Source organism: Bradyrhizobium sp. AZCC 2176, assembly GCF_036924645.1.
Classification (GTDB): domain Bacteria; phylum Pseudomonadota; class Alphaproteobacteria; order Rhizobiales; family Xanthobacteraceae; genus Bradyrhizobium.
In genome coordinates, this window is record NZ_JAZHRX010000001.1 from 6,531,941 (window position 1) to 6,557,684 (window position 25,744).

At 63.4% G+C, this 25,744-nt stretch carries 25 protein-coding genes and 1 pseudogene; 8 read left to right on the forward strand and 18 right to left on the reverse strand.

Translation table 11 applies throughout. From position 1 onward, the window contains the following. Positions 1-78 precede the first annotated feature (78 nt). Together V1288_RS30985 and V1288_RS30990 are read left to right on the forward strand one after the other, a co-directional pair. Positions 79-1,317 carry a GNAT family N-acetyltransferase gene (locus V1288_RS30985; RefSeq protein WP_334360636.1) on the forward strand — a complete coding sequence of 413 codons (1,239 nt, stop codon included), beginning with the start codon at positions 79-81 and terminating at the stop codon, positions 1,315-1,317. A 49-nt stretch (positions 1,318-1,366) separates the two neighbouring features. Next, entirely contained in the window at positions 1,367-1,789 is a 423-nt protein-coding gene (locus tag V1288_RS30990) for an HIT family protein (RefSeq protein WP_334360637.1), read from the forward strand. Between the two features lie 144 nt (positions 1,790-1,933). On the opposite strand, the gene V1288_RS30995 is transcribed toward V1288_RS30990, so the two are convergent. The 6 genes from V1288_RS30995 to V1288_RS31020 all read right to left on the reverse strand — a co-directional run bounded on the left by V1288_RS30995 (position 1,934) and on the right by V1288_RS31020 (position 7,657). Beyond that, positions 1,934-2,659 (reverse strand): hypothetical protein, encoded by a 726-nt coding sequence (locus tag V1288_RS30995; RefSeq protein WP_334360638.1) that lies wholly within the window; start codon positions 2,657-2,659, stop codon positions 1,934-1,936. Positions 2,660-3,075: 416 nt separating this feature from the next. After that, positions 3,076-3,567, reverse strand: a complete 492-nt coding sequence (gene tsaA, locus V1288_RS31000; protein WP_334360639.1) for a tRNA (N6-threonylcarbamoyladenosine(37)-N6)-methyltransferase TrmO — start codon at positions 3,565-3,567, stop codon at positions 3,076-3,078. A gap of 87 nt (positions 3,568-3,654) precedes the next feature. Continuing rightward, the gene (locus V1288_RS31005; RefSeq protein ID WP_334360640.1) at positions 3,655-3,999 is read right to left on the reverse strand and encodes an AzlD domain-containing protein; all 345 of its coding nucleotides are present in this window, start codon (positions 3,997-3,999) and stop codon (positions 3,655-3,657) included. Next, complete coding sequence (locus V1288_RS31010) at positions 3,996-4,739, reverse strand: AzlC family ABC transporter permease (RefSeq protein WP_334360641.1); 744 nt, start codon at positions 4,737-4,739, stop codon at positions 3,996-3,998. The genes V1288_RS31005 and V1288_RS31010 overlap by 4 nt, the downstream gene beginning before the upstream one ends. A gap of 712 nt (positions 4,740-5,451) precedes the next feature. Then, complete coding sequence (locus V1288_RS31015; RefSeq protein ID WP_334356434.1) at positions 5,452-6,606, reverse strand: IS110 family transposase; 1,155 nt, start codon at positions 6,604-6,606, stop codon at positions 5,452-5,454. 85 nt (positions 6,607-6,691) lie between these two features. Then, positions 6,692-7,657, reverse strand: a complete 966-nt coding sequence (locus V1288_RS31020) for a lytic transglycosylase domain-containing protein (protein WP_334360642.1) — start codon at positions 7,655-7,657, stop codon at positions 6,692-6,694. Between the two features lie 235 nt (positions 7,658-7,892). Between V1288_RS31020 and V1288_RS31025 the strand changes: the two genes are divergently transcribed. Beyond that, a complete protein-coding gene (locus tag V1288_RS31025) occupies positions 7,893-8,249 on the forward strand; it encodes a PilZ domain-containing protein (RefSeq protein ID WP_334360643.1) in 357 nt (118 codons plus the stop codon). A gap of 90 nt (positions 8,250-8,339) precedes the next feature. Further along, the gene (locus tag V1288_RS31030) at positions 8,340-8,525 is read left to right on the forward strand and encodes a DUF1737 domain-containing protein (protein ID WP_442893878.1); all 186 of its coding nucleotides are present in this window, start codon (positions 8,340-8,342) and stop codon (positions 8,523-8,525) included. Positions 8,526-8,705: 180 nt separating this feature from the next. Here V1288_RS31030 and clpA read toward each other — a convergent pair whose 3' ends face one another. The 3 genes from clpA to V1288_RS31045 form a co-directional block, all read right to left on the reverse strand. Beyond that, positions 8,706-11,117, reverse strand: a complete 2,412-nt coding sequence (clpA, locus tag V1288_RS31035) for an ATP-dependent Clp protease ATP-binding subunit ClpA (protein ID WP_334360644.1) — start codon at positions 11,115-11,117, stop codon at positions 8,706-8,708. A gap of 246 nt (positions 11,118-11,363) precedes the next feature. Continuing rightward, positions 11,364-11,696, reverse strand: a complete 333-nt coding sequence (clpS, locus tag V1288_RS31040; RefSeq protein WP_334360645.1) for an ATP-dependent Clp protease adapter ClpS — start codon at positions 11,694-11,696, stop codon at positions 11,364-11,366. 580 nt (positions 11,697-12,276) lie between these two features. Beyond that, complete coding sequence (locus V1288_RS31045) at positions 12,277-12,615, reverse strand: phasin family protein (RefSeq protein ID WP_334361451.1); 339 nt, start codon at positions 12,613-12,615, stop codon at positions 12,277-12,279. Between the two features lie 400 nt (positions 12,616-13,015). Between V1288_RS31045 and V1288_RS31050 the strand changes: the two genes are divergently transcribed. Beyond that, positions 13,016-14,875 (forward strand): serine hydrolase, encoded by a 1,860-nt coding sequence (locus V1288_RS31050; protein WP_334360646.1) that lies wholly within the window; start codon positions 13,016-13,018, stop codon positions 14,873-14,875. 319 nt (positions 14,876-15,194) lie between these two features. Here the strand turns inward: V1288_RS31050 and V1288_RS31055 are convergent, their stop codons facing one another. The 4 genes from V1288_RS31055 to V1288_RS31070 form a co-directional block, all read right to left on the reverse strand. After that, positions 15,195-15,917 (reverse strand): DnaJ domain-containing protein, encoded by a 723-nt coding sequence (locus V1288_RS31055; RefSeq protein WP_334360647.1) that lies wholly within the window; start codon positions 15,915-15,917, stop codon positions 15,195-15,197. 67 nt (positions 15,918-15,984) lie between these two features. Then, positions 15,985-16,749: a VWA domain-containing protein gene (locus tag V1288_RS31060; RefSeq protein ID WP_334360648.1), complete on the reverse strand. Its 765-nt coding sequence runs from the start codon at positions 16,747-16,749 to the stop codon at positions 15,985-15,987. Positions 16,750-16,849: 100 nt separating this feature from the next. Next, on the reverse strand, positions 16,850-17,746 hold the full coding sequence (locus tag V1288_RS31065) for an alpha/beta fold hydrolase (RefSeq protein WP_334360649.1): 897 nt from the start codon (positions 17,744-17,746) through the stop codon (positions 16,850-16,852). A 321-nt stretch (positions 17,747-18,067) separates the two neighbouring features. Continuing rightward, entirely contained in the window at positions 18,068-18,853 is a 786-nt protein-coding gene (locus V1288_RS31070; protein ID WP_334360650.1) for a helix-turn-helix transcriptional regulator, read from the reverse strand. Between the two features lie 106 nt (positions 18,854-18,959). On the opposite strand from V1288_RS31070, the gene V1288_RS31075 reads away from it, so the two are divergent. Next, complete coding sequence (locus V1288_RS31075; RefSeq protein ID WP_334360651.1) at positions 18,960-20,042, forward strand: zinc-binding dehydrogenase; 1,083 nt, start codon at positions 18,960-18,962, stop codon at positions 20,040-20,042. Positions 20,043-20,067: 25 nt separating this feature from the next. Here the strand turns inward: V1288_RS31075 and V1288_RS31080 are convergent, their stop codons facing one another. Further along, entirely contained in the window at positions 20,068-21,003 is a 936-nt protein-coding gene (locus V1288_RS31080; RefSeq protein WP_334360652.1) for a division plane positioning ATPase MipZ, read from the reverse strand. Positions 21,004-21,338: 335 nt separating this feature from the next. On the opposite strand from V1288_RS31080, the gene panC reads away from it, so the two are divergent. Further along, positions 21,339-22,190: a pantoate--beta-alanine ligase gene (gene panC, locus V1288_RS31085; RefSeq protein WP_334360653.1), complete on the forward strand. Its 852-nt coding sequence runs from the start codon at positions 21,339-21,341 to the stop codon at positions 22,188-22,190. A gap of 13 nt (positions 22,191-22,203) precedes the next feature. Here the strand turns inward: panC and V1288_RS31090 are convergent, their stop codons facing one another. From V1288_RS31090 to V1288_RS31105, 4 genes and pseudogenes are all read right to left on the reverse strand, one after another. Beyond that, the gene (locus V1288_RS31090) at positions 22,204-22,644 is read right to left on the reverse strand and encodes a DUF1489 family protein (RefSeq protein ID WP_334360654.1); all 441 of its coding nucleotides are present in this window, start codon (positions 22,642-22,644) and stop codon (positions 22,204-22,206) included. Positions 22,645-22,684: 40 nt separating this feature from the next. Beyond that, positions 22,685-23,662 carry a hypothetical protein gene (locus tag V1288_RS31095; protein WP_334360655.1) on the reverse strand — a complete coding sequence of 326 codons (978 nt, stop codon included), beginning with the start codon at positions 23,660-23,662 and terminating at the stop codon, positions 22,685-22,687. 151 nt (positions 23,663-23,813) lie between these two features. Further along, positions 23,814-24,017, reverse strand: a complete 204-nt coding sequence (locus V1288_RS31100; protein ID WP_108517906.1) for a hypothetical protein — start codon at positions 24,015-24,017, stop codon at positions 23,814-23,816. A 291-nt stretch (positions 24,018-24,308) separates the two neighbouring features. Further along, a pseudogene (locus V1288_RS31105) lies at positions 24,309-24,966 on the reverse strand (glutathione S-transferase family protein). Between the two features lie 98 nt (positions 24,967-25,064). Between V1288_RS31105 and V1288_RS31110 the strand changes: the two are divergent. Continuing rightward, positions 25,065-25,742, forward strand: a complete 678-nt coding sequence (locus tag V1288_RS31110) for a DUF599 domain-containing protein (protein ID WP_334360656.1) — start codon at positions 25,065-25,067, stop codon at positions 25,740-25,742. The last annotated feature ends 2 nt before the right edge of the window (positions 25,743-25,744 follow it).

The following is a 25,744-nucleotide window of genomic DNA, read 5'->3' on the forward strand; positions in this document are numbered from 1 at the left end:
CCTGATGCACGATCTTTGCAACGTTGGCCACCATGCGCGATGGCTGATCGCACGATGGGATCGGTCCGAATTTTTTAGATGGCGTCATCCGAAATCACCCTCGAAGCCGTCCCCTCCGTCACCGACATACCGGCTGCGGATTGGGATGCCTGCGCCAATCCGCCTGGCGACCCGACCAGTCTCGAAAACCTCGACACGCTGGCCCTCAGCGGCTCTCAAAGCGATGCCTGCAAGCCGGCCTATAACCCCTTCGTTTCTCACGCATTTTTTGCAGCCGCCGAAGCTTCCGGCTCGGCCTGCGCCCGCACCGGCTGGGGGGCGCGGCATCTCGTGGCACGGCTCGACGGCAAGATCGCCGGCATCGTCCCCTGCTATCTGAAAACCCACTCGCAAGGCGAGTACGTCTTCGACCGCGGCTGGGCGGATGCTTATGAGCGCGCCGGCGGACGCTATTATCCGAAACTGCAGGCCTCGGTCCCTTTTACCCCCGCCACCGGCCCGCGGCTGCTGATCCGCGATAGCGTCGATCGCGAGCAGATCGGAACCGCGCTTGCGAGCGGCCTGATGGCGCTGTGCAACGCGACCGACGCCTCCTCCGTGCATGTGACCTTTGCCCGCGAAGCCGAGGCGAAATTTTTAGGGCGGCACGGCTTCCTGCTGCGCAACGACCAGCAGTTTCACTGGCACAATGAAGGCTACGCGAGTTTTGAGGATTTTCTCACGTCGCTGAATTCGCGCCACCGCAAGGCGATCAAGCGCGAGCGGCGCGAGGCCACGTCCGCCGGCGTCACGATCCACCGCCTGACCGGCGCCGACATCACCGAGCAAGCATGGGATGCATTTTTCGCGTTCTATATGGAGACCGGCTCACGCAAATGGGGCCGGCCTTATCTGACCCGAAAATTCTTCTCGCTGATCGGCGAGAGCATGAGCCGCGACGTGCTGTTGGTGATGGCCAAACGCAACGGCCGCTGGATTGCCGGCGCCATCAATTTCATCGGCTCGGATACGCTGTTCGGCCGCAATTGGGGCGCGGTCGAGCATCACCCCTTCCTGCATTTCGAGGTCTGCTACTATCAGGCGATCGATTTCGCGATCCAGCGCGGCCTGAAAATTGTCGAGGCCGGCGCGCAGGGCGAGCACAAGCTGGCGCGCGGTTACCTGCCGCAAACCACTTACTCCGCGCACTTCATTGCCGATCCCGATTTGCGACGCGCGATTGCCGACTATCTGAAGCGCGAGCGCGCCTATGTGGCGGAGGTCGGGCGCGAACTGACCCAGGCCGGCCCGTTCCGCAAGGCAGCCGACGAGGCTTGACCTGTTCAGCTAGCGACGTGAGATTGCACCAAACCTCGAGGGAAAAACTATGCCCGCTTATGACGCCAACAACCCCTTCGCAAAGATCCTGCGCGGCGAGTTTCCCTGCCACAAGGTCTATGAGGACGACCACGTGCTGGCGTTCCTCGACATCATGCCGCGTTCGCCGGGCCATACGCTGGTGATCCCAAAAGTCCCTGCCCGCAACATCCTCGACATCACCCCCGACGACTACGCCCATGTCGCGCGCGCCGCTCACAAGATCGCCACCGCTGCCATGAAGGCCTTCAACGCCGACGGCATCACCGTCCAGCAATTCAACGAGCCCGCCGGCGGACAAGTAGTGTTTCATTTGCACATGCACGTGATGCCACGCCACGACGGCGTCGCGCTGCTGCCACCCGCGAGCCGCAAGGAAGAAGTGAAGGTGCTGGAGGACAACGCGACCAAGCTGATGGCGGCGCTGGGGTAGCCGGGTTACCCGCCGAACTCTACCCGCGTCATTCCGGGGCGATGCGAAAGCATCGAACCCGGAATCTCGAGATTCCCCGATGCGCATCTGAGGTCTGGTGCTGGGGCACCATCCCGGAACGACGCCGCGTGAGAGAGCCCGCTCTCACCGCCGAGGTCTCCTATGGAATTCGATCATTGTTCGGGGCGCGACTTCCTGACATTGCATGACAGTCCGAGGCCGCGCTGCATCGCCCTCAATGCCTTCGATCGTGACGGTCTGGCGACTTTTGCTCCATACGACCCGGCGAGGGACATCAAAATTCATGGACAACGTGACCCCATCCTGACCGACATCCGTCACCTCGCCCCGATACCCTCTTCCCTCTTTGCCGCGCTCGAAGAGCGCCTGTTTCGAAGCAGCATCCATCGTGAAGTACATGTATCCCGCGTCTTCACAGCGGACGGAGATTGGGTGCTGAATCGGATCGCGAACCCGGAAGCTCAAAATGCTTCTCGGCGGGGTGATCGTGCACTGGTGGATCAGTGTCGGCCGAAAGGTGGCGTCATCTATTCCCGGCCAAGTCATCGTCTTTTGATCGCGATCGAAAATCAGGTCGAGCCTTCCCGGAAGGACGGGCACGATGAATTCGATTTTTCCATCTTCCGTGGAAATGATCTCTCCCGAGTATGCATTGATCCCGAAATTTGTTTCGACATTCATCGGTGGCGTTTCAAAGACGACTGCCTTTGCATCGATGTCGAAGGTCGCGAAGTAGGGGCGGACCGGAACGCCACCTTCACACCGCACCGAAAATAATTCAGTCGCTGCTGTGCAATCCAGCGTCAGCACGAGAAAGAGAAGGACAGGGAGGCCCATGAGCCGCTTCATATCGCACGCTCCGTGCGCACATGAGAACCTCCCCCGCGGCTTGGCAGCAACGGAAGGCAGTTCGAATTCTCAACATTGCCGGATGATGAATTGGCCGGATGAACCTGGCGGCCGCGCGATCGAAGTGCGCTGCGCCAATACACACTGCAGGTATTGCGAACGCCAGTCACAACCACAGCCCCTGGGCCGCCAGCACACTGCGTGTCGCTCACCTCAACTGCCCTGCTGCGGACACTAGCATCTCTAAGCTGTAAAGACATGCCGCACACCTAATCGATTCCACGACAGCGTGCATGCCACACAACCAAAATAGTGAAGATTTAATTCAAATTTCTGATTCGCGGTCCAACTGCTCGAAGACGCTCATTCGAACCTCACAACCGGCTCGTTTGCAGATGACAGCCGAAAGACGGCGCTCACTCCGTCTCGAAATCGCCTGCCTGCGGCGGCGCCAACGGGGTGAATTCGCAGCGGTCGGGCTTGACGTCGAGCAGCGGCGTTTCGTCGAGACAGTCGAGACCACGCACGAGGATCACGTTGCCTTCGATCGCAACGAACTTCACGATCGAGGTGCCGATCGGGTTCGGCCGCACCGGCGAGCGCAGCGAAAACGTGCCGCGGGTTTTCTGGTTGTTCTTCGGGCTTTGCAGCACCAGATCGCGGCGCGACTGGTGGAGCCAGTAGATCACTTCGAGATTTTCATAGAAGTCGACGCCCTTGATCGCGGGCACCCACGGCTCGAAAATCTCCAGCCGGCAGACCGGGCCGTCATGGCGGCCCTGCCGCGGCGTCTCCAGCCGCGATTTCCAGGGCGTGCGGATGCGGCCGATAAACACCAGCCCGGCATCGCGGGTCGGCGGCATGTCGACGGTGATTTCGCCCTCGCGGACTTCAGTCTTCTGAACCATTGACCAATCCAGTAAAAGTGGTACCCCGCCAATTCAAGCCATTTTCCTTGCCGCGCCGGACAGTAGCGGATTATCCGCCGCCTGCAATCAACCGAGCCACCATTTCCCGGCCAGCAGCACGATCTCGCCGCAGACCACGCCGGCAAAGATCGAGCGCCGCGTGAGCATGAACACTGCGAATCCGGCGGCGACCGCGCCATAGCGCAGCCAGTCCGGCACGCCGGCGAGCGCGCCCGGCGGTTGCACCAGGATCTGCGCGATGACGCCGGCGAGGATCGCGGTCGCCACCGCCCTGACCCACACCAGGACTTCCGAGCCCTCGTCGACGCCCGCACCGAACCAGAGCCCGGCCATGCGCCAGACCTCGTTGGGCAGGAAGCCCGCGAGCACCAGGACCAACAGCGCGTGCGGGCTGCCGAAAAATTCGTTCATGCGCGCACCTTCCTGCGCCACCGGTGAACGCCGTAAGCAATGGTGCCGGCGGTGACGCCGCTGATCAAAATATCGACGCCGGTATGCAGCATCGACACCAGCGGAAACAGCGCGATCCCGAGCCCCAGCGCCAGCACGTCCGATATCTGCCTGCAGTTGCGCGCGGTCGACAGCAGGAACGCCAGCGGCGTCAGTAGCAGGATCGCCGCGGCAAACAGCGGCGGCAGATTGGCGGCCAGGCCATAACCGAGCGTGGTGGCGACCATGCAAACGGTAACAAGCCCGCAGCCGAGCCCATGTGTGAACGCAATCCGCCGCTCGCGCGGCACCCTTGGCAGCAGCCGGTAGCATTCGACCCACAGCGTGACCGCAATGAAGTGCGTCGCCAGCACGAGGTGGCGGCGCTTGGTCTGCGGTGTCTTCATCAGCGGCAAGACCGACACCACCATCGGAAACAGCCGGATCGCACTCACCGTCACCGCAATCGCCGCCTGTACCGCGGTCGCCCCTGACCCAAGTGTCGAGATCAGGATGATCTGTGCGGGCCCCGCCCAGATCAGCAGCGTGCTGCCGAGCACCCAGCCCAGGCTGAAATGGCTGTCATGGGCCAGCGCGCCGATGCCGAGATAGGTCGCAAACAGCACCAGCGTCAGCACCGTCGACGCGACCGAACTCATGCCCCACGCGAACGCGCGAATGGGGCTTTTCCATTGGGAAGAAGAGAGCTGAGGTAGCGCCAATTGCGACCGGGTGAGGTTTGACCGTCGTGAGCATAGGGCTGACGAAAGCTGCCTGCGTCAAGCAAGCGAAGGCTCAAGGCCGCCATGCAGCAGGTCCGGTAGCTCGGATGGCGCGCAGCGCAATCCGGGGAATCTCACAAGTGGGCACACCGCCCGGGATTTCGCGGAGCCTGTCATCACTGTGCGAGCGCAATTGCGCTCGTCGCGGGGCGCGCATTCGCGCGACCCGTTGGCTCCATCCGGACTTGTATGGGGTAGTAGTTGTCAAGGGGATTGATCGATCAGGGCATGGCTTTGCCTTTGGCATGTTCGGTGGAGGGCGATGCGCCCTTTGATCCCGATGGATAGCCGCTGCGCCGGACGCAGCCACCGTCAAGGTTGGCCGCAGGCCACCGCCGGAGGCGGCGCGGAGCGGCCTTGACGGTGGCGAGGCCGGAGCAAAGCTTTCGGATCGGGACGTTTCGAGGCGCGCGATTGACGGCTTGACGTGATGTCCGGGACTGGGCCGTGACGTCGTTATGCGGCCAACACCGCATCAACTTGTATCCGGTCGGGTGTGGTGGCCCGAACCCTGATCTTTCATGCACGGGTGAAGGTAAGGCCCAGAAGAGACGGGACCCATCTACGAAAGCGGAATCCGAAGACCCAAGCCCGGGTTCGGTCACACGTCTGTCCTGGGTCACGTCGGTCGTCATTGGCGCACCGGCGTTGCTTAAAAGCTCGGACGCATGACGGCGCCGCTCGGCACGAGGCCGGTCTCCAGATAGCGCCAGAGGGCCACCATCAGCTTGCGCGCCAGCGCCACGATGGCGATCTTGCGGATGCGGCCCTTGAGGTTACCAACCCGCTCGCGGAACCAGCGGCTCAGCTCGGTGTCGGGCTGATGCCTCAGCCACAGCCAGGCGAGCTCGATTGCGGTGGTTCGCGCACGGCGGTTGCCAGCTTTGCTGATGCCCTGTTGTCGACGGCGGGCGCCGCTGTCGTAGGGCACGTCGGTTAGTCCGACGCAGCTGCCGAGCTGACGGCGGTTCTTAAAGTCACGGTAGAAGACCTCGTTGGCCAGGAGCTGGGCGATGTGCGGGCCAATCGCCTTGAGTTGGGCAAGCTGAACCGCCTTCGCCTCTGCCGAGTCCTTTGCCGGGGTCCGATGCGCGGCCGCATTCGCTGCCTCGAGCCCCTTGATCTGCTTGTGTACCAATACCAGCCGCTCATGCTCGCGACGGATCTCGTCCTTCAGCCGTGGCGGCAGAACGCGGCCATCGCCGGTACGCATCGCATCCAGACTCGCCAAGAAGCCCGGCTTCAGGGGCATGACATCGCGGATGCCCTGGCCATGCAGCAGCCCCTTGATCCGGTTGCTGTGCCCGGTGCGCTCCTGCAGCAGCCGCTCGCGCTCGCGCGTACGCCGCTTGCGATCCTCGTCCTCAGGCGTGGGAACCCGAACCATGCTGCAAACCCGCGGTTCGCCGCGCAGGTAAGCCAGAAACGAGCGCATCAACTGCGCCAAGTCGATCCGATCGGTCTTGGCCCGCCGTGCCCGCCGGTTCACCTCGATGCTCGACGCATCGATCTCGTGATTGAGCACCTCGTTGTCGGCCAGCCAGCGGTGCAGCCAATGACCGTCGAGACCGGCTTCATAGCACGACAGAATACGAACCAGCTTCCCCGTCTGCTCCGCCTTCGATCGAGCCTTGACCAGCAAAGCTGCCAACGCCGCCAAGTCGCCACCGTCAATCCGGTAACGGCTCATCTTCTCGGTACCGGGCAGCATGATGCCTAGCTGCCATTTCGCCTTGCTCAGTTCGAAAGCAACGTAAACTGTGGCATACTTGCAGCCGGCGGGTGTGTCAGCGTGATCTGTGCACATCGTGGATCCTCTGGGTGAGTGGGTGGTCGCAAACTCAACTTACCCCCTGACCACCTGCCACCCCATAGGATCTACGAGTGATGCTTCACCCCGGCACGCCCCTATTGCGTAACACGAAGCACGCCCCGCCCGCTTTGCGGATGCGGTTGCAGAGATCATCCGCAGCAGATCTTGTGTCGGCGCCGATCCGTACCTGGTAGAAGGCGCGCGTGCCGCGGCTGCGCATCACCGAACTGAGCAGGCTCGGATCCTGGTCGCCGATCACGGCGCTGAGCCGTTTCATGGCGCGCGCGTACATCGCGAGCGCCTTGTCGCGGCTGAAGCCGGCGGCAAGCTGCACGCCCCACACTTTGGCGGCACCGAGCGTGATGCGGTTCTCGAGTTCGGTGATGAAGGGACTGGGCGCCTGTTTCAGCAACGCCATCAACTCGCGGCAGCTCGACGTCGGTATCCGCTCCGGTGGTCTGCCGCCCTTCTGCGCACTGGCCCAATCCTCGACTGTGGAGCCGGTGATGGCTACGACGTAGTTGCGCGTTTCCTGCGGCATCGGGCCGGTCCCGGCAAGCCATTCCTGCACCCGGCGCGGGCCGGCGTTGTAAGCGGCGGCCGCCAGTCCCAGATTGCCGAACTGGTTGCGCAGCTCGTCCAGGAACTCCGCCGATTTTGGCAGTGCCTGCACCGGATTGAAGGGATCGAGCAGGCCGCGCTCGCTCGCAGTGCCCGGCATGAACTGCGCAATCCCCTGCGCGCGCTGGCCGTTGCGCGTCACCGGCCCGATTGCGTCGGAGCGAAAGCGGCTCTCCTGCCAGATGACGCGGGCGAAGAATTCGAGCGGCAGGTTTGAGGCTTTGGCGGCCGACTCGATCATCAGGCACATCGCCTCGCGCGTGTCGCTCTCCCGCGCCCCGTCAGCCGGCTTTTGGGCTGGTATCGCGCCTTGCTCGACACTCGACTGGTTAGCCTCATCCGCGTCCTCCGCGCTGGCAGGCGCAACCGAGGACAACAGCGACACGGTGCACCATAGGGCGCGAAGAAACCGGCCTATTTGCATGGCAGTTTGCAATCCGAGAGCGCATGGCCGTCAAAACGCTAGTCAAACGATCACGGCCAGCAGGTAGATCCGCCGTTCCGGCGCCGCACGCGGGCTTTTTTTGCGCTGCAATTGTCCCGAAATCGGCACCATCGGAACCCCCGCTAATTTACGTTAATGCCGCATTTTGCGTCAGCCGGCCTTCCGCGCGGAACAAAGCGGGGTAAAAGTCTCCCTCTTTGTTGGGAGACATTCAATGCGGGACCGGCGCGAAAGCGTGCGCGACAAGGTGATGTATGGCGGCGTCGCCGAAATCGGCGAAGGCGGCGCGACGCGCGAATGCATCGTCCGCAACATCTCCGACCACGGCGCGACCATCGAATTCAGCGATGACGTCCAGTTGCCGAAAGAACAGCTCTCGTTGCGCATCGCGCGCAAGGGCCGCTCCTTCCTTGCCAAAGTGGTCTGGTGGCGCGACAATTTTGTCGGCGTCGCCTTCAGGGCGGAAAGCCCTGCCGAGCCGGTCTCCGATCTCGAGGAACGGCTGCGCAGAAGCGAGATCAAGAAGCGCCAGCTCCAGCGACAGATCGATGAACTGCTCGGCGAGCGCTGAGCGCTCGCGGGGGCGCGGCAAGTAACGCAACAGACGTCCCACGGTGCCGCAGACAGTATTCCATTCAATCACCGTATCGTTGAAGCCAGCATGTCTCCAAAACCGCCAGATGACCTGCCCGTCTATCGCCTCCTGACCGGCAAGGACGATGCAGCGTTCTGCCGACGCGTTTCGGAGGCAATTGAGCTCGGCTATGTGCTGTATGGCTCGCCTGCCCTGACATTCAACGGTGAGTACGTCGTGGCCGCCCAAGCGTTGATTTGGCCGGACAGCTAAAGTTTTCTAGCGAAAGCCCGCCCGGACTTGATCTGGGATGAGGACCGGTTCGCGTCAAGAAAACGCGTCAAATCAAAAATCTTGAGCCCAGTTGCGATTCCATCGTAACGCGAAAGGCTCCTGGCATCAAAGAGCCGGCGGTCTTGCGACACGCCGGCTCTCCGATTCAGATAAGGCCGCTTACGCCTTGACCAGCGGCCCTCGCGAGGCCGGGCCCTTGGAGCTGCCGCCCCCGTTCGGACCGCCCGGCTTCGGCTTGCGCTTGCGGGCGCCGGGCAGCTTTTCCGGCTTCGGCGTGACCGGTCCCTCGACAAACTCGAAGCCGATCTTGTCCTTGCCGTCCGCGCTCGCCTCGTCCTTCACCAGTACGACGCGGACATGGCCGCCGCCCTTGAGGTGACCGAACAGCACTTCGTCCGCGAGCGGCTTCTTGATGTGCTCCTGGATCACGCGGGCCATCGGCCGCGCCCCCATCTGTTCATCATAGCCATGCTCGATCAGCCAGGCCTTGGCGGACTCCGACAGCTCGATGGTGACGTCGCGGTCGGCGAGCTGCGCCTCGAGCTGCAACACAAACTTCTCGACCACCATGCCGATGACGTCGGCATTGAGATGGGCGAAGGACACGATCGCATCGAGCCGGTTGCGGAATTCCGGCGCGAACTGGCGGTTGATCGCTTCGTGGTCATCGCCTTCCCGCTTGTTGCGCGTGAAGCCGAAGGCCTGGCGTGCAAGATCGGCCGCGCCCGCATTCGTGGTCATGATCAGGATCACGTTGCGGAAGTTGATCTGCTTGCCGTTATGGTCAGTCAGCCTGCCGTGATCCATGATCTGCAACAGCACGTTGTACAGATCCGGATGCGCCTTCTCGATTTCGTCGAGCAGCACCACGCAATGCGGATGCTGGTCCACGCCATCGGTCAAGAGGCCGCCTTGGTCGAAGCCGACATAGCCGGGAGGCGCGCCGATCAGGCGCGACACCGTGTGCCGCTCCATGTATTCGGACATGTCGAAGCGCAACAGCTCGACGCCGAGCGAGGCCGCGAGCTGCTTGGCCACCTCGGTCTTGCCGACGCCGGTGGGGCCCGAGAACAGGTAGCTTCCGATCGGCTTCTCTGGCTCGCGCAGGCCCGCCCGCGCCAGCTTGATCGCTGCGGAAAGCGACTCGATCGCCTTGTCCTGGCCGAACACCACGCGCTTCAAGGTCTGTTCGAGATGCTTCAGCACCTCGGCATCGTCCTTCGACACGCTCTTGGGCGGGATCCGCGCCATGGTCGCGATCGTGGTCTCGATTTCCTTGATGCCGATGGTCTTCTTGCGCCTGTGCTCGGAGACCAGCATTTGTGCGGCGCCCGACTCGTCGATCACATCGATCGCCTTGTCGGGTAGCTTGCGGTCGTGGATGTAGCGCGAGGAGAGCTGCACCGCAGCCTCGATCGCCTCATTGGTGTATTTCAGTCGGTGGTAATCCTCGAAATAAGGCTTCAGGCCCTTCAGGATCGCGATCGCATCCTCGACCGTCGGCTCATTGATGTCGATCTTCTGGAACCGGCGCACCAGCGCGCGGTCCTTCTCGAAATGCTGGCGATATTCTTTGTAGGTGGTTGAGCCCATGCAGCGGATGTTGCCCGCGGCGAGCGCGGGCTTGAGCAGGTTGGACGCATCCATCGCGCCGCCAGAGGTCGCGCCGGCGCCGATCACGGTGTGGATTTCATCGATGAACAGGATGGCATTCGGATGGGCCTCCAGTTCCTTCAAGACCTGTTTCAGCCGCTCCTCGAAATCGCCGCGGTAGCGCGTGCCCGCGAGCAGCGTACCCATGTCGAGCGAGAACACGGTGGCCGCGGCCAGCACTTCCGGCACTTCCGAGTCGACGATGCGCTTGGCGAGCCCTTCCGCGATCGCGGTCTTGCCGACTCCGGCCTCGCCCACGAACAGCGGGTTGTTCTTCTGCCGGCGGCACAGCACCTGGATCGCGCGGTTGATCTCGGCATTGCGCCCGATCACCGGATCGATCTTGCCGTCGCGGGCTTTCTTGTTGAGATTGACGCAATAGGTCTCGAGCGCCTCCCCCTTCTTCTTGGCGTCCTCGTTGCCCTTGGTCTCGGTCTCCTCGTCGACGCCGCGCACGGGCCGCGCTTCGGAGACACCCGGCCGCTTGGCGATGCCGTGACTGATATAGTTGACCGCGTCGTACCGCGTCATGTCCTGCTCCTGCAGGAAATAGGCGGCATGGCTTTCGCGCTCCGCGAAAATCGCGATCAGCACATTGGCGCCGGTCACTTCTTCGCGACCGGAGGACTGGACATGAATCACCGCGCGCTGGATCACGCGCTGGAAGCCTGCGGTCGGCTTGGCGTCGTCGGCTCCGTCCGTCACCAGATTTTCGAATTCGGTCTCAAGATAGTTGACGAGGCTGGTGCGCAGCTTGTCGAGATCGACGCTGCAGGCACGCATCACCGCCGCCGCATCCGAGTCATCGATCAGCGACAGCAGAAGGTGTTCGAGCGTCGCATATTGATGATGCCGCTCGTTTGCAATCGCCAGCGCACGATGCAGGGATTGTTCAAGGCTTTGGGAAAAAGTTGGCATTCGCGTCCTCTATGGCCCCCGGTCATCATGATCGCCATTACCCGGTCAGGCAACAACAACCTTCGTCATTACCTGTCATATAGTTACGCAACGATCGTGGCGAAAGACTGGTTCCGGAAGCGTGGTTTTCCTCCAAATCCACGCACCCTTCCCCCGAAAAACTACCGGGAAATACGATCGGCTTCGTCAACGCCGTCAATGCAAGACCCGTTCCTTCTCTCCGGACGGGTCGAGAGCCATGCGCGGCTATTTCTTTTCCATCACGCATTGCAGGGGATGCTGGTGCTTGCGCGCAAAATCCATCACCTGCGTGACCTTGGTCTCGGCAATCTCGTAGGTGAACACGCCGCACTCACCGATCCCGTGGTGGTGCACATGGAGCATGATCTTGGTGGCCGCTTCGGCGTCTTTCTGGAAGAACTTCTCCAGCACATGAACGACAAACTCCATCGGCGTGTAGTCGTCGTTCAGAATAAGGACGCGATACAGGTTCGGACGCTTGGTCTTCGGCTTGACCTTGGTGATGACCGACGTCGACGGCCCGCTGGTTCCGGCAGTGCGGTTCTCGTCATTGCCCATTCGGGGAGCAGAAGCAGACGACTTTGCCGGCACGGGCGAACAAGCTTTGAAGGTTGACTGCAACATGGCTCAGGCGTTCGAAATTCCAAAGGGGTGACCAGAGAGCGCATTTTGGCCTGCCCGCGATCGGCTCCGGCGTGAGCTACCGCAAAGCACCCAGCAATGCATTTTTTTCCAGATCGCCGCTCCCGCTCCGACCCGTTGGCCGGACCGGTACCTGGAATATGGGTCTGCCGCCGGATCGCCGCAAGCGCATTGATCCTGCGCTGGCGCGACCCGCGGCCGGCCCGATTCCCGGCTCGGCTATCCGCGCCAAGGTTAATCGTTTCTGCCGGATTTGACAAAGGACTGGGACCGCCCGTTTAGCCGGCACTGAAGATAGCAGGCGCTTTTACGGTCGGTTCGAGGGTGCGCGGGTTTTGACCCGTCTTTTGCGGAACCTCGAGTGAGATCGCCCTTCACCGAGATCGCGACGTCGCTCTCGAAGCTGCGCGTCTACCGATAAGCCCGACAGGCCAGCCAACAGAAAAGCCCGGCCGCAAGGGCCGGGCTTTTTATGCTCGAAGTATGAAGTCGCGGATTAGTGCGCGGCCGGCGTGAACTTCGCGACCAGGCCTTCGTAGGGTTTGAAGGTCTGCTTGGCGAGATCGGTGTAGAGGCCGGCGATCTTCTGCGATTCCGCGACGAAGGTCTCGTAGGAAGAGCGCGCGAATTCGGTCTGGGCTTCGAGCGCCTTGTCCAGCGACTTCACGCCGGAGAGCTTTTCGACGAATGATTTGGTGTCTTCGAACGACTTCTTGGCGTAGTCGCCATAGGCGCTCGCGATCGCCTGAACGCCGCTCTGCAGGTTGCTCGCGGAAGCGGCAACCGATTCGAGATGCTCTTTGCCGTAGTTCTGAATGTCTTCAACCTTGACCATCATGGAGTCCTTTCCCAGACTGCAGGTGTGAACCGATTGCCGGGAGGTCCCGGCCCCCTGACAACCCGCCTATATGTGCGCCGCACAATAAAGTCAATAATTATTGTGCGACGCACAAATATGGCGAATTAGCGCAAAAACCCGGGGTCTTCCGCAACGGTTAATTAATCTTTTGGAAACCCGCCCCGCCTAACCTGATTCCTGGACTTGTTCGCCTTCCGACAGACAGCATGAAAGCTGTTTGTGAACAGCACCTTAGCTAGAACAGCGACCTGATCGGCCAACCCGACCGCGCGCAATAGCCGGATCGGGACCTCGAACGGGGGAGCATCAGCGGTTGGTGGGCACAATTTTGCCTCACGAGCCGGTGATCAAGACAGAAATTGGGACGGGGAAGTAAATGCTTCGTACAACCTTGGCTTCCTCGCGCGCTTTGCGAGTGTGCGCCCTCGGACTCGTTACCTTTACGACTGCGATCCTGATCAGCAGCGAGAGCGCCGAGGCCCGCCGCTACAAGCACCGTCGACACCATCACGTCGTGCGCGAGAGCTACAGCCCGCAGTTCTCCTCGATCGTCGTCGACGGCAATTCCGGCGCGGTGCTCTCCTCCAACAATCCCGACGGTATCCGGCGCCCGGCGTCGCTGACCAAGATCATGACGCTCTATCTGCTGTTCGAGCGCCTCGACGCCGGCAAGATGAAGCTGGACACCGAGATGGAGGTTTCCGAACACGCTTCCGAGCAGGCGCCGACCAAGCTTGGCCTGCGCCCCGGCCAGACGCTGAAGGTCGAGGACGCCATCAAGGGCCTCGTGACGCGTTCCGCCAACGACGCCGCCGTCGTGGTCGCCGAAGCCATTGCCGGCGATGAAGCCGAATTCGCCAGGCTGATGACGCGCAAGGCGCGCGCGCTTGGCATGAGCAAGACCACCTACCGCAACGCATCCGGCCTGCCCAACGACGAGCAACTGACCACGGCGCGCGATCAGGCCACGCTCGGCCGTGCGATCCAGGACCGCTTCCCGCGCTACTACCGTTACTTCGCGACCTCGGTGTTCAATTATCGCGGCCAGTCGATCCGCAACCACAATCGCCTGCTCGGCAACGTCGAAGGCGTCGACGGCATCAAGACCGGCTACACCCGCGCCTCCGGCTTCAACCTCGTAAGTTCAATGCGCCGCGGCAACCGCCACCTTGTCGGCGTGGTGCTGGGCGGCCGCAGCGGCGGTTCGCGTGACGCCACCATGCGCAACCTGCTGGCGGAGAACCTGGAGAAGGGCGCGACCAAGCGTACGGTTGCCGCGATCACCGAACGAAATCCCGCGGACGGCACCGTCGATGTGGCCGAAGCCGAGACCGCGTCGCGTCCGGCCGAAGTGGCCCAGTCCGGCAACGCCGTCGCCGCCGCCGAACCAGGGCTCGCAGCCATGCCCGTGACCCGCTCGATCGGGCCGGCAAAGCCGTCGCTGATGGCCGCAGCCGCCGCTGCGCTGCCATCCCCGCCCGCCAAGGTCGAGCAGAGCAAGTTCGAACCGCAAGCCAAGCCCGAACCGGCACCGTTGACCAGCGGCGTGATCCAGACCCAGGCGATCTCCGCGATCCCGGGCTCGGCCGAGCCGATGAAGCCGGTCAAGGTCAAGACGGTTCAGGTCAAGGCCGGCCCGATGAAACTGGCGGCCGCTGGCCCCTCGCAGCCCGCGGCCCCGCCGATCACCAGCGCCATCCCCGCCCGTCCCGAAGTCGCCGAGACCTCCAGCGCCGTTGTCGCCAAGGCTGCCGAGAACAAGACTGAGGCCGCCAAGGAAGCTCTCAGGGCCGCCATGCCGCAACAGCCGGCTGGTCACGGTACCGGAAACGGCGTGCTCGGCGTGTTGCCCGCTTCCAGCCTGGCACATGCCCCCTCGCAAGCCCCACACGCGCAGGCGCTGGCCTATGCCGAGCCGGCACCCCACGCCCAGCCGCAAGTCGTGCAACAGAACGACGCCGCCAAGCCGGCCGCGCCGGCAGTGGTTCGCACCGGCTGGATCGTCCAGGTCGGCGCGCTCGAAAGCGAAAGCGAAGCCAAGCAGCGGATCGATCTCGCCCGCACCAAGGCTAGCGCCCTGCTGAGCAAGGCCGATCCCTTCACCGAGCCGGTCGTGTCCAAGGACAACCGGACGCTGTTCCGCGCCCGATTTGCCGGTCTTGAGCGCGATCAGGCCGAAGCGGTATGCCGCACGCTCAAGCGCGCCGACATTTCCTGCATGACCGTTCGCAACTGATCCGGGCTTCCCGTTGAAATTCGCAAGGCCGGCGCAGCGAGCGCCGGCTTTGTTGTTTCCATAGCGTTTTCAATCAAAATTCAGGAGTTACGGTTCTGACCCGTGAGAACCGTATCTCCGGGAGCACAGTCGCTGCGGCTCTCGCGCGATTGCGCCTGATGCGGCCGGCGAAAACTTCTCGTCAAGAATTTACGGTTAAGTTTCCCTGCAATGAACGATCGACCACGCCGGACAACGGCGGGCGATGTGGGGCGTTAGTCAGAGAATGACAGGTAAGCAACTCTCGGTTTGTAGCGTCGGTGGCGTGAGCCGGAGTTAGCTAGAGATGCGTACGAAGAAGGGTATCCTTGGCCTCGTTTACACGGGCAGCGAGGTACGTCGAGCCCCCCTGGTCGGGATGCAGTTTCTTCATCAGGGCGCGGTGCGCCCGACTGATGTCGTCGCGCCCCGCCCCCGGCTGCAGGCCAAGGATCTGATAGGCCTCCTCGTCCGTCATTTTTCCACCCGCCGCCGCGCGGCGCTGCCCCCCTGCCGTGTCGCCTTGCGCGTTCTGACGCCAAGCGGGAAACCGGCGGTCAAGATAGCTTTCAAGTAAGGCGACGCTCTCGGCGTCGAAGGCCGCTATCATCGCGATCAACTGCGGCAGGTCGAACTCGTCGAGCGAGCGGCCGGCATTCGGTCCGTCCACGATCCGCCCCGACAATTCGCCGCTGTCGTGATCGAGACTCATGTCGAGAAACCGCGAGCGGACGCGCGAGGCCTGTCCCGACGAGCGCTGCCCGCCGCCGAAGATTCCCCCGATATTGCTGAAGCCACCCGGCCCGAATGGCGACCAGCCGAGCAGGCCCGCGCCGAAGATGCCGAGCGGAATGGCAACCGCCAGCTCGCCGCGCAGCCCGGTGAAGGCCGCGACCGCCAGCGCCACCACGCCGCCCACGATCTTGATCACGCGCGCGAGCACGACCGGGTTGGCCGCACGAAACATCTGCAGCAGCAAGTACAGAACGACAACGGCGACGACGCCGGCAATCAGGGTTGGCATGGCTCCAATATAGCGACACCGGCGCCGAAAAGCATGGCGCGCGGCCCGGTGGCAACCAAAGTCGTAATCACTTCATCTGGCCGATCAGCGCGGCCGCGCCGCTGGCGGTTTTCGACAGCGCCAGCAGCGCTTCGCGCCCGCCGGCGGCATAGGCTGCGGCGGCGCGCAGGAGTTCGCGCAGTTGCGCCGCGGCGCCGGGATCGAACCTGCACCATGCGCCGCCGGTGAGCCGCGCAATCTCGCGGAACGCCTGTTCGGCGGCGGCGTCGTGGCCTTCCTGAAACACGAACACCGGCACCTTGAGCAGGCCGAGCTCGCCCGCCTTGGCGCAGAGGTCGTCGACCGCCTCCTCCATGGCGTCGCCGACGAACACCACGGCGCGCACGCCGGACGCCACCGCTTCACGGCGCGCCTCCGACAGCACCTTGCCGATCTGGGTGTTGCCGCCCTGGCAATCGATCTTGCCCATCAACCTTGCCAGTTGCGCGGAATCGGAGATCCAGCCCGTGGCGCGGCATTCGTTGAAGCCGCGGTAATAGACCAGTCTTATATCGAGGCTGCCGAGCGAAGCCGCCTCGCGGAACATGTCGGCCTGCAGCGCGCAGGCCATGTCCCAGGTCGGCTGCCGGCTCATGGTGGCGTCCAGCGCGAACACCAGCCTGCCCCTGGCGCCCGGTCGGTGTGGCGACATCGCGCGCGCTTTCGCCACGAAGGCTGCGATGTCTTCCGCAGCCGATGGCTTGGTCTCCGGCAACCGGCCGCCTTTACGCGCCTCGGCCCTTGCCGCAGCAACATCGCCTGCCGATTTCGGTTTGATGGGTTCGCCGGCCATGAGCGCTCGCTTGTAAGCAGCAGGCTCTATGTGGGACGGCGCGTCGCGCCGGTCAATGCGCCGGACGGCGGCGCAACCGCTCGGCGACCGGGGAGGCCGATTAGTTCGTGACCGACTTGTCCTTCGGCGGATTGCTGGCCAGCGGGACGGACAGCGGCACCGGTCCCGGGCTGCTGGTCAGGATGTCGGGCACCTTGGTCGGCACGGGCTTCAGCACACCGCTCTTGTCGGACTCGTCGAGGAACTTGTCGAGCATCGACTGGATCGAGGATTTGGCGGCGTCAGGTCCGGTGTCCCGCATGTCGTTGTGCTGGAAGCCAGTGTTCACGACCGTGATGCCGGCCTGCTCGCACTGCTCGTCGTCAGGCACCACGCCGGGGTCCGGCTTGAAATGCGTATCCTTGGAACGGAACGACAGGATCTTGAACTTGCCGTCGGTCAGGAACGGCACGCGCAGATTGTCCAGCGTCACGACTTTCTTGATTTCGTCGGGATACTGCCTGGCGAAATACATCGAGATGTCGCCGCCCATCGAATGGCCGACCATCGTCACCTTCTCATAGTCGGCGTTGGGCTGAACCTTCTGCATTTCGTGGATAGCGAAATGAATGTTGGCCACGCCGCGCTGAATCTGCGGCAGACGGCCGACATAGGGCTCGCCGACCCTGGTCACCATCGGCGGATCGCTCGGCAGGTCATGCTGCGGGCTGATCGCGAGATAGCCGCGCGAGGCGAAGACGGTAGACAAGAACGAGTACTCGGTGTTCTTGACGGTGTTGCCGTGATTTAGAATCGCAACCGGCAGTTTGATTAGGCCAGCGTTGGCCTGCGTCTCCTTATCCCGCCGAACGGCGATATGAACGGCGACAAGACGATTGTCGCGGTCGGGATCGTGGAATGCGATGGTCTCGTGTCGGATCGCCCACTTGTTCGCGGTGAAATACGCGACAGCGGCCAGCACGGAGAGTGAAAGCAGAACGAGAATTCCACGTTTCATATTTGTCTTCGTCCTCGCGCCCCGCTAAGGGCCAACCCTGTTTTGAGACTCTTCCGGTCCCTTGTTGATGATATATGTCACGATGGCGTGACATAAAGGCCAAATGTTGTGTATCGACCGCCTGATCGTTGTGCGATGCACCTATCCATTGTGCAGCCGCTCAGTCCCACAAAATTCGACCCCGTTTTTCCTTACGACGCCTCCTATCAAGCTTTGGTTCGAGGGCTAGGTAAAAGTCTAATGAAAACGGGGCAGTGCCGAACTGGTTCCCGGGAGCCGTAGGCCTGCAGGTGCAAAAATACCGGCACCGGCCCCGAAAACTTAGACCGTCGTGTAAATGACGAGTTTCAATGCCGGGTCGTCATTGGCCTGAAAGCTCGCATATTCCAGTTTGAGCCGGCCCTTCTTGGGATGGGTCAAGGATTTTCGTCCGGCCGCGACGCCGCTGACGTCGTGGGCTTCCCACCATCCTGCAAATTCCGGACAGCCTTCCCGCAGGCGCGCCAGCAGGTCGCGGAAGGCGGGATCGCCGGCCCACAGGTCATGGGTCGCGCGGAACTGGGCCACCATGCGTCTGGCCTCATCCGTCCATGACGCGCCAAACAACCGCCGCGTCGCGGGGTTGGTCAGCACCGATAAAAGGCTGTTGCGATCGGCATCGGCGAGCCGGCTGAACGCAAAGATTTCTTCCGCAGCCGCATTCCAGGCGAGAATGTCCCAGCGCCGTCCAGTGACATAGGCCGGCAAATTGAGCTGCTCGACCGTGCGCCGGATCGCGGGTGGAACGGTCTCGCGGACGAAGGCGCGCCGGTCGGAATTTTGCGTCAGCTCCGTCAGATGCCGGTGTTCGGCTTTGGTCAGCCGCAATGCGCGCGCCAAGGCGTCGATCGTCGCCGCTGAAGGGCTGACGGATCGTCCCTGCTCGAGGCGGATGTACCAGTCGACGCCGATGCCGGCGAGTTCGGCCACCTCCTCCCGCCGCAGGCCGGGCGTGCGCCGGCGCCGCCCCTCCGGCAGGCCGACCGCCTTCGGCGTCAGCTTCTGCCGCCGCGACCGCAGGAAGTCGCCGAGTTCGTCTTGTCTCGAATTCGTGCCTGATGCCGCCATGCCTGCCGCGCCTGAGAAGGGGCCTAATAGTCCTAGGATAATACCAGGTCTTGTTGGCACCATGAAGCCCTGCGAGAATGCCGCATCATCGAAACGAGGAGGCCCCATGAAGGCTGCCGTCCTGAATGCGTTCGGATCACCGCTTGCGGTCGAGAACCTCCCCGACCCGCTTCTTGGCACCGGCGAGGTCATTGTCGACGTCGCGGCGAGCCGCGTGTTGGCCTACGCCAACGAGGTCCTCAGCGGGGAGCGAAAGTACCTGCTGGAACTGCCCGTGGTGCCCGGCCCCGGCGCGATCGGCCGCATCCGCGCCACCGGCCCGGATGCGACCCGGCTTCGTCCCGGCGATTGGGTCTATTGCGATCCGACCGTGCGCTCACGCGACAATGCGCTATCGCCCGACATCGCCCTGCAGGGCCTTACTGCCGGCAGCGAGGGCGGCCTGCGCCTGCAGCGGTATTTCCACGACGGCGCCTGGGCCGAACAAATGCGGCTGCCGACGGAGAATGCAGTCCCGATCGGCGACATCGACGAAGACGACGCGGCGCGATGGTGTGCGCTCGGCACGCTGCTCGTGCCCTATGGCGGGTTCCTCGCCGCGCAGCTGCAAGCCGGAGAGATCGCGCTGGTCAACGGCGCCACCGGCAGCTTCGGCAGCGCCGCCGTTGCCGTGGCGCTCGGGATGGGAGCGCAGTGCGTGGTCGCGACCGGGCGGAACGAGCAGGCGCTGGGTGAATTGACGCGGCGGTTCGGCGCCCGCGTCCGGACCGTGCCGATGCGCGGCCACGAGGCCGACGACCGCGCGCGCATCCTGCAGGCGGCACCCGGCCCGATCGACTGCGTGCTCGACATCCTCCCGCCCGCGGCCAGTGCCATGCTGGTGCGGACCGCCATCCTGGCGGTGCGGCCGCACGGGCGGGTGGTGCTGATGGGCGGCGTCGGCATGCAAGACGGCGGCGGCGTCGACCTGCCCTACTCGTGGATGATGCGAAACGGCATCATGCTCCGCGGGCAATGGATGTACCCGCCGCATGCGGCCACCCTGATGGCCGGCCTGATCCGCGCAGGCCTGGTCGACCTCGATCATTTCGAAGTCACGGCGTTCGATCTCGACCGCGCCAACGAGGCGGTCGCGCATGCCGGCGCCAACGCCGGTCCCTTCAAAATGACGGTAATAAAGCCGCGATAGGCCAAGGCTCAGGCGCTGATAGGGCTCAGGCGCTGATGATGTCGCCGATGATGTCATGGACTTCGAGCGGCTTGTCGACCTGGGTGAACCATTCGGCGCGGTTCGCGGCGCGGCGGCGGCCGCGTTCGTCGAGCGGGAGTTTCAACTGCCGTAACAGGCTGGTCACCTCCTCGCGCGCCGTCACGTGGCCCATGCTTGGCCGGGTGCCGAGGGTGGCCTCGTCGATGTCGTCCAGCGCCGTCAGTCCGCGCGGGAAGAATTCGCGGTAGACCACCCGTTCCGCAAACCCGTCGATCGAACGGAAGCCGAGCCGCAGCGAAAGGTCCTTCAGGCTGTCGGCGACCAGTTGCTTGTTGCGCGAGCCGATCATCGACAGGCGGTTGCGCACCACGATCCAGTCGGTGGTGGCGCCGTCGACCTGGCGGCGCTTGCGCCTGACGTCGCGCACCATTTCCGCGTAATGGCTCTCGCCGGTCACGGAATAGGTCGCGGGATCGACGGTGCCGAGCACGTCGAAATCGAGAAAGCTGTCGTTGATCGGGGTCACCAGCGTGTCGGCCATCGAATGCGCCAGCCGCATCAGATAGGAGTCCGAACCCGGCGTATCGATGACGATGAAATCGTAGGCGCGCTCGACCGTGCCGACCGCCTGGGCGAACTGTTGGAACTCGGAGTTTTCATTGTCGGCGATCTGCATCGTCTCGCCGAGCTTGATGCAATAATGCACCGGAATTTCGAGATCGAGACCGGTGCGGCGCGCCCAGGCGCTGCGGTTGGCGATGTAGCGGGTGAAACTCTGCTGGCGGCAATCGAGATCGATGGTGGCGACGCGCTGTCCGGCCTTCATCAGGGCAACAGCGATGTGCAGGGCGGTGGTGGATTTTCCGGATCCGCCCTTCTCGTTCCCGAGCACGACGACATGCGCCGACCCGAATTGACCCTGACTCGCCTGAACCAACATGACTCAACCCCCGCACGATATCTTCAAATCACGCGCGGCTGCGGTCAAGTGAAATGCACGACGACGCATTCAAATCGCTCGCGGTGTGTCTTTAATCATGAATCCCGATGGTGCGGATTTCGTTCCGTTGCCGCGATCGGCCCGCAGACTTGTTGAATCAACCGGGCGCGCGTGGACTCGCGTTGAGCTGCCGTAGGCTTGCCATTCCCGAGCAAGCAATCTTGCCGAGCAACCTTGGCGGCAATGCTCCGGCCTTATAAGGTCGGCGCGCCCGCCGAAAGCCTTGGGGACCAAAGTCCCCTCACCCACCAGAAGCTGCAAGAGATCGAGGCCAGATGTCGCGAAGTCCCATGGTCGTCCGTACCGTTCCTGCATTGCGTCGCGCCGTCGAGGCCTTGCGCGCCCGAAAGGCCGCCGTCGCGCTGGTGCCGACCATGGGAGCGCTCCATGACGGGCATGTGTCGCTAGTGCGGCTCGCCAAGCGCCGCGCACAGAAAGTGGTCGTATCGATCTTCGTCAACCCGACGCAGTTCGCACCGACGGAGGATTTCGGCTCGTACCCGCGCACCTGGAAGGCCGATCTCGCCCGGCTCACCGCCGAAAAGGTCGACCTGATCTGGAATCCGGACGTCAAAGCGATGTACCCGGACGGCTTCGCCACCCGCATCGTGCCTGAAGGTCCGGCCATCGCCGGCCTCGAGGATCGTTTCCGGCCGCATTTCTTCGGCGGCGTCGCCACCGTGGTCGGCAAGCTGTTCACCCAAGTCCGGCCGGACGTGGCGATCTTCGGCGAGAAGGATTTTCAGCAATTGCGGGTGGTGGCGCGGATGGCCGCCGATCTCGACCTCGGCGTCAAGGTGATCGGCTCACGCACGGTGCGGGAACGCGACGGGCTCGCGATGTCCTCGCGTAACGTCTACCTCTCGGCCGAGGAACGGCAGACGGCGCCGACGCTCTCCCGCGCCATGAAGGAAAGCGCCAGGCGGCTGAAGGCCGGCGAGGATTTGGCGGCCGCGATGGAAGCCGGCCGCGAACTGATCAGCGCCGCCGGCTTCGCGCTGGACTATTTCGAGGCCCGGCACGCCGAGACGCTGGCGCCGATCACCTCGATGAAGGAAGGCCCGGTGCGGATTCTCGTCGCCGCGAAGCTCGGCACGACGCGCCTGATCGACAATATCGGGGTTTAGCGCGGCAGTTCGGTCAGAGCAGCCCCAGATCGCGCAGTTCGCGGCGCATCGGTTCCGGCATCGCGGCCACGCTGGCGGCTGAGGATTTGGTCAGGTCGGCCGGCGCGGCATCCTCGGTCAAATAGCGCCAGCCCTGGAACGGGCGCATCGGCCGCGGCGAGACCGCAAACACCTTGGGCTGCATCACCAGGCGGCACCGCCCGATACCGTCCTTGTCGCGGAACGGCTCGATCGCGATGATCTTTTCGCGCGCGGCGATTTCACCCTTGATTACCCAATAGAGCGAACCGCCGGCGAGGATTTCCGCGTCGCGCTTCGGCGTCATCCGTGTGATGTGGACGTGGCGAAGCGGCAGGCCCTTTTTCTTGGCGGTTGCCATGCGTTCGGCAACCCAGCCCTTGAGTTCCTTGACTGACTCGCAGCCGACGGCAAGCTTGATGAGATGAAGCGGCATGATCCCGCTGATGTAGCGGCCCGGGCACGCTTTGAAAAGATCACTCGTTGTTGTCAGCTGTGGGCGCCGCAGCCGTCGGCGCCAGTTGGACCGGAGTTGCGCTGGACGGCCGCTTCGGCGCCGGCGGCGGCTTCTTGGCGGCGGTCTGCGCCGGCGGCGATGCCGGCGGTGTCGCCGCGGCCGGACGCGGCGCGGCAGGTGACGCCGGCGCAGCCGCAGCGGATGACGCCGGCTTCGGCGCCGCCCCGAGCGGCGGCTCGGGCGTCATGATGTTGACCGGCGGGGTGGAGGCCGAGGTCGGGAATTCGGCGTTGGTGGGCTTGCCCGTCGGGACCGACGGCGGCAGCGCCGCGATCATGCCCGTCGCGGCCTGCGGCGCGTTCCACGCGGACGCGTAGCGCATGATCAGGCTTTCATAGACGCGATCTTCCATATTGGCCGCAATCTGACGCGTCTCGGTCAGGGAGCGGAACGCGCGGCAGGAAGATGGCGTGCAACGGTCCCGCGCCGTCAGCACATAGGCCATCAAGCCGTAACGGTCGCGCTCGACGGCGCGGCGCAGCGCCAGCAAATCGGAGCCGGCGCCCTGGTTCGCCGTGGCGACATCTCCGAGCGAGGTCAGCAGCGTGATCTGCGAGGCGGCGTAGGCCACGGCCGCGGCCACCGACTCGGCCGAACCGAACAGCGCCTTCTCGCACGCGGCGAGGACGGCATCGCCGGCCAACTCGTCAATGCACGAAAGCTGCGGCAATGGCGCGGTAGCGATCTGAACCGGACGCGCCTCGGTCGACTGAACCACGTTTGCCGTGCCGAAGCCGCGGAAGGTCACGGCCCCCGCGACACCGACCGCAAGCAGCGTGATGAGCGCAAGCACGCCGTTGGCCACGGATCTCTCCGACCGCAGCAGCGTGATCAGAACGATGATCCCGACAAATCCGGCGGTGGCCAGCGTCAGGTACAACGGAAGGTTCGGCGAGCGCCAGATGTGATCCAGCGAAGCAGCCCAGGCCCAGCTCATGCGCGGTGTCCCTTAACGCAGCATCAAACGCGATCGAACGACGAATGCGTCTTTGTCGCATTCGCTTTTCGGCAGAATGGTTCTGCGAACGGGGCCTTTTGACGGCGACCGAGGTGGAACCCCGTCAGCCGGCTGCTTGCACACAACTGTTTCAGGAAATCGCGAGCTGGCTTTCCTTGGCGACCCGTTCGAAAGCTTCGGTCGAGCTTTTGATGCGATACTGGCAGTCGTCGCCATCAGTCGGCAACAGACGGATCACCTCATAGGTGCCGCTGGCGGCCGGACGGGCAACGTTGCTGGCAGTAAAATAGACAGTCTCTCCAACGGAGTACTTATGCTTCAACGCCCTCTCCATTACGCAAGAACGCCGGCCGCGCTCACGGTCCCGCTAGCTTTCGGCCGACTTGAGAACCCTATCGCAACCTAGCACAGCCGACCGCCTAAAAGCCAGCAGCATCAAGGCATGGCAAATACGCAAATTCCGCATGTTTTTCAGGGCGATAAGTGTTAATCTTGGGGTTCCCGGGAATTCCGCATTCTCCCGCATTGCGGCCGCTTTTCCCAAAATCGGACACCCGGCTGGAAGATCAGCAACGCCGGCGCTGCGGGGAGCCGTGGCGCCCCGCCCGGGCCCCGGCGCCCGAAATCAGACTGTCTCGAACCGTTCGATGACGAGCGTTTCGGCAAGACCTGCGCGGGTCCATTCCTGGAATGCCGGCAACGACATCATGGCATCGAAATAATGCCGCGCCTCGCCTCTCACCTCGATCGCATAGGTGCGAAAGCGGTGCACCACAGGCGCAAACATCGCGTCCGCGCCGCCGAAGGCGCCGAACAGGAACGGTCCTTCCTTGCCGTAACGGCGGTGGCAATCTGCCCAGATCTCCAGGATGCGCGCCACAATTGGCGCGCGCGTCGTCCGACAGATCGATCGCGCCGACCGGACGGTGCAGGTTCATGCCGCATTCATTGCGCAGCGGCATGAAGCCCGAATGCATTTCCGCCGAGATCGAGCGCGCATGCGCCCGGCGTGCGCGCTCATCCGGCCACAGTCGGCTTTGCGGGAATTTCTCGGCGAGATACTCGATGATCGAAAGCGAATCCCACACCGTGACGTCGCCGTCGATCAGCGCTGGCACCTTGCCCGAATCCGAAAAGCTCAGGATCCGGTCCTTGTCCGCCTTGTCGTCGGTGTAGAGCGGGATGAACACTTCCTCGAACGGGATGTCGTTGGCGCGCAGCGCCAGCCATGGCCGCATCGACCATGACGAATAGTTCTTGTTGCCGATGACCAGTTTCAACATTTTGGGGGAAATCCTGTTGGGGCCGGCATCTTGCCATAGTGCACCGCACACGTTCAACCTGTATCACATTTGCAAGCCATCACCGGGGATGCCGCCACATGGGCGCCTATAGGGTCGATATCGTCGCGGTCGCATTCTTCGTCGTCGAATGGCTGATCTACGGCTTCACGCTCGAGCACACGGCCTACGGCCGCGACAGCCTGTCGACGCGCATGAACCGCTATCGCGAGGTTTGGGTGCGGAACATGCTCGATCGCGAGGCGCGCATGGTCGACATGCAGATCATGGCCTCGCTGCAGAACGGCACCGCCTTCTTCGCCTCCACCAGCCTGATCGCGATCGGCGGCGCGCTGGCGCTGCTGCGGGCGACCAACGATGCGCTCGCCGTGCTTCGCGAGCTGCCGGTCGATCTCACCCCTTCGCCCGCGCTGTGGGAAATCAAATGCGTCGGCCTGATCCTGATCTTCATCTACGCCTTCTTCAAATTCGCCTGGTCGTACCGCCTATTCAACTATGTCGCGATCCTGCTTGGCGCGATGCCGCCGTCATCACAGCGCGACACGACGGAAGCCGAAGCCCATGTGATGCGCACGACGCGCCTGTTCGAGGCGGCGGGCCGGCATTTCAACCGCGGCCAGCGCGCGTTCTTCTTCGCGCTGGGCTATCTCGGCTGGTTCGTCAGCCCCTGGTTATTGATGCTGACGACGGCGCTGGTCGTGATCGTGACCTGGCGGCGGCAGTTCGCCTCCAACGCCTGGCGGGCAATGGGGAATTAGCG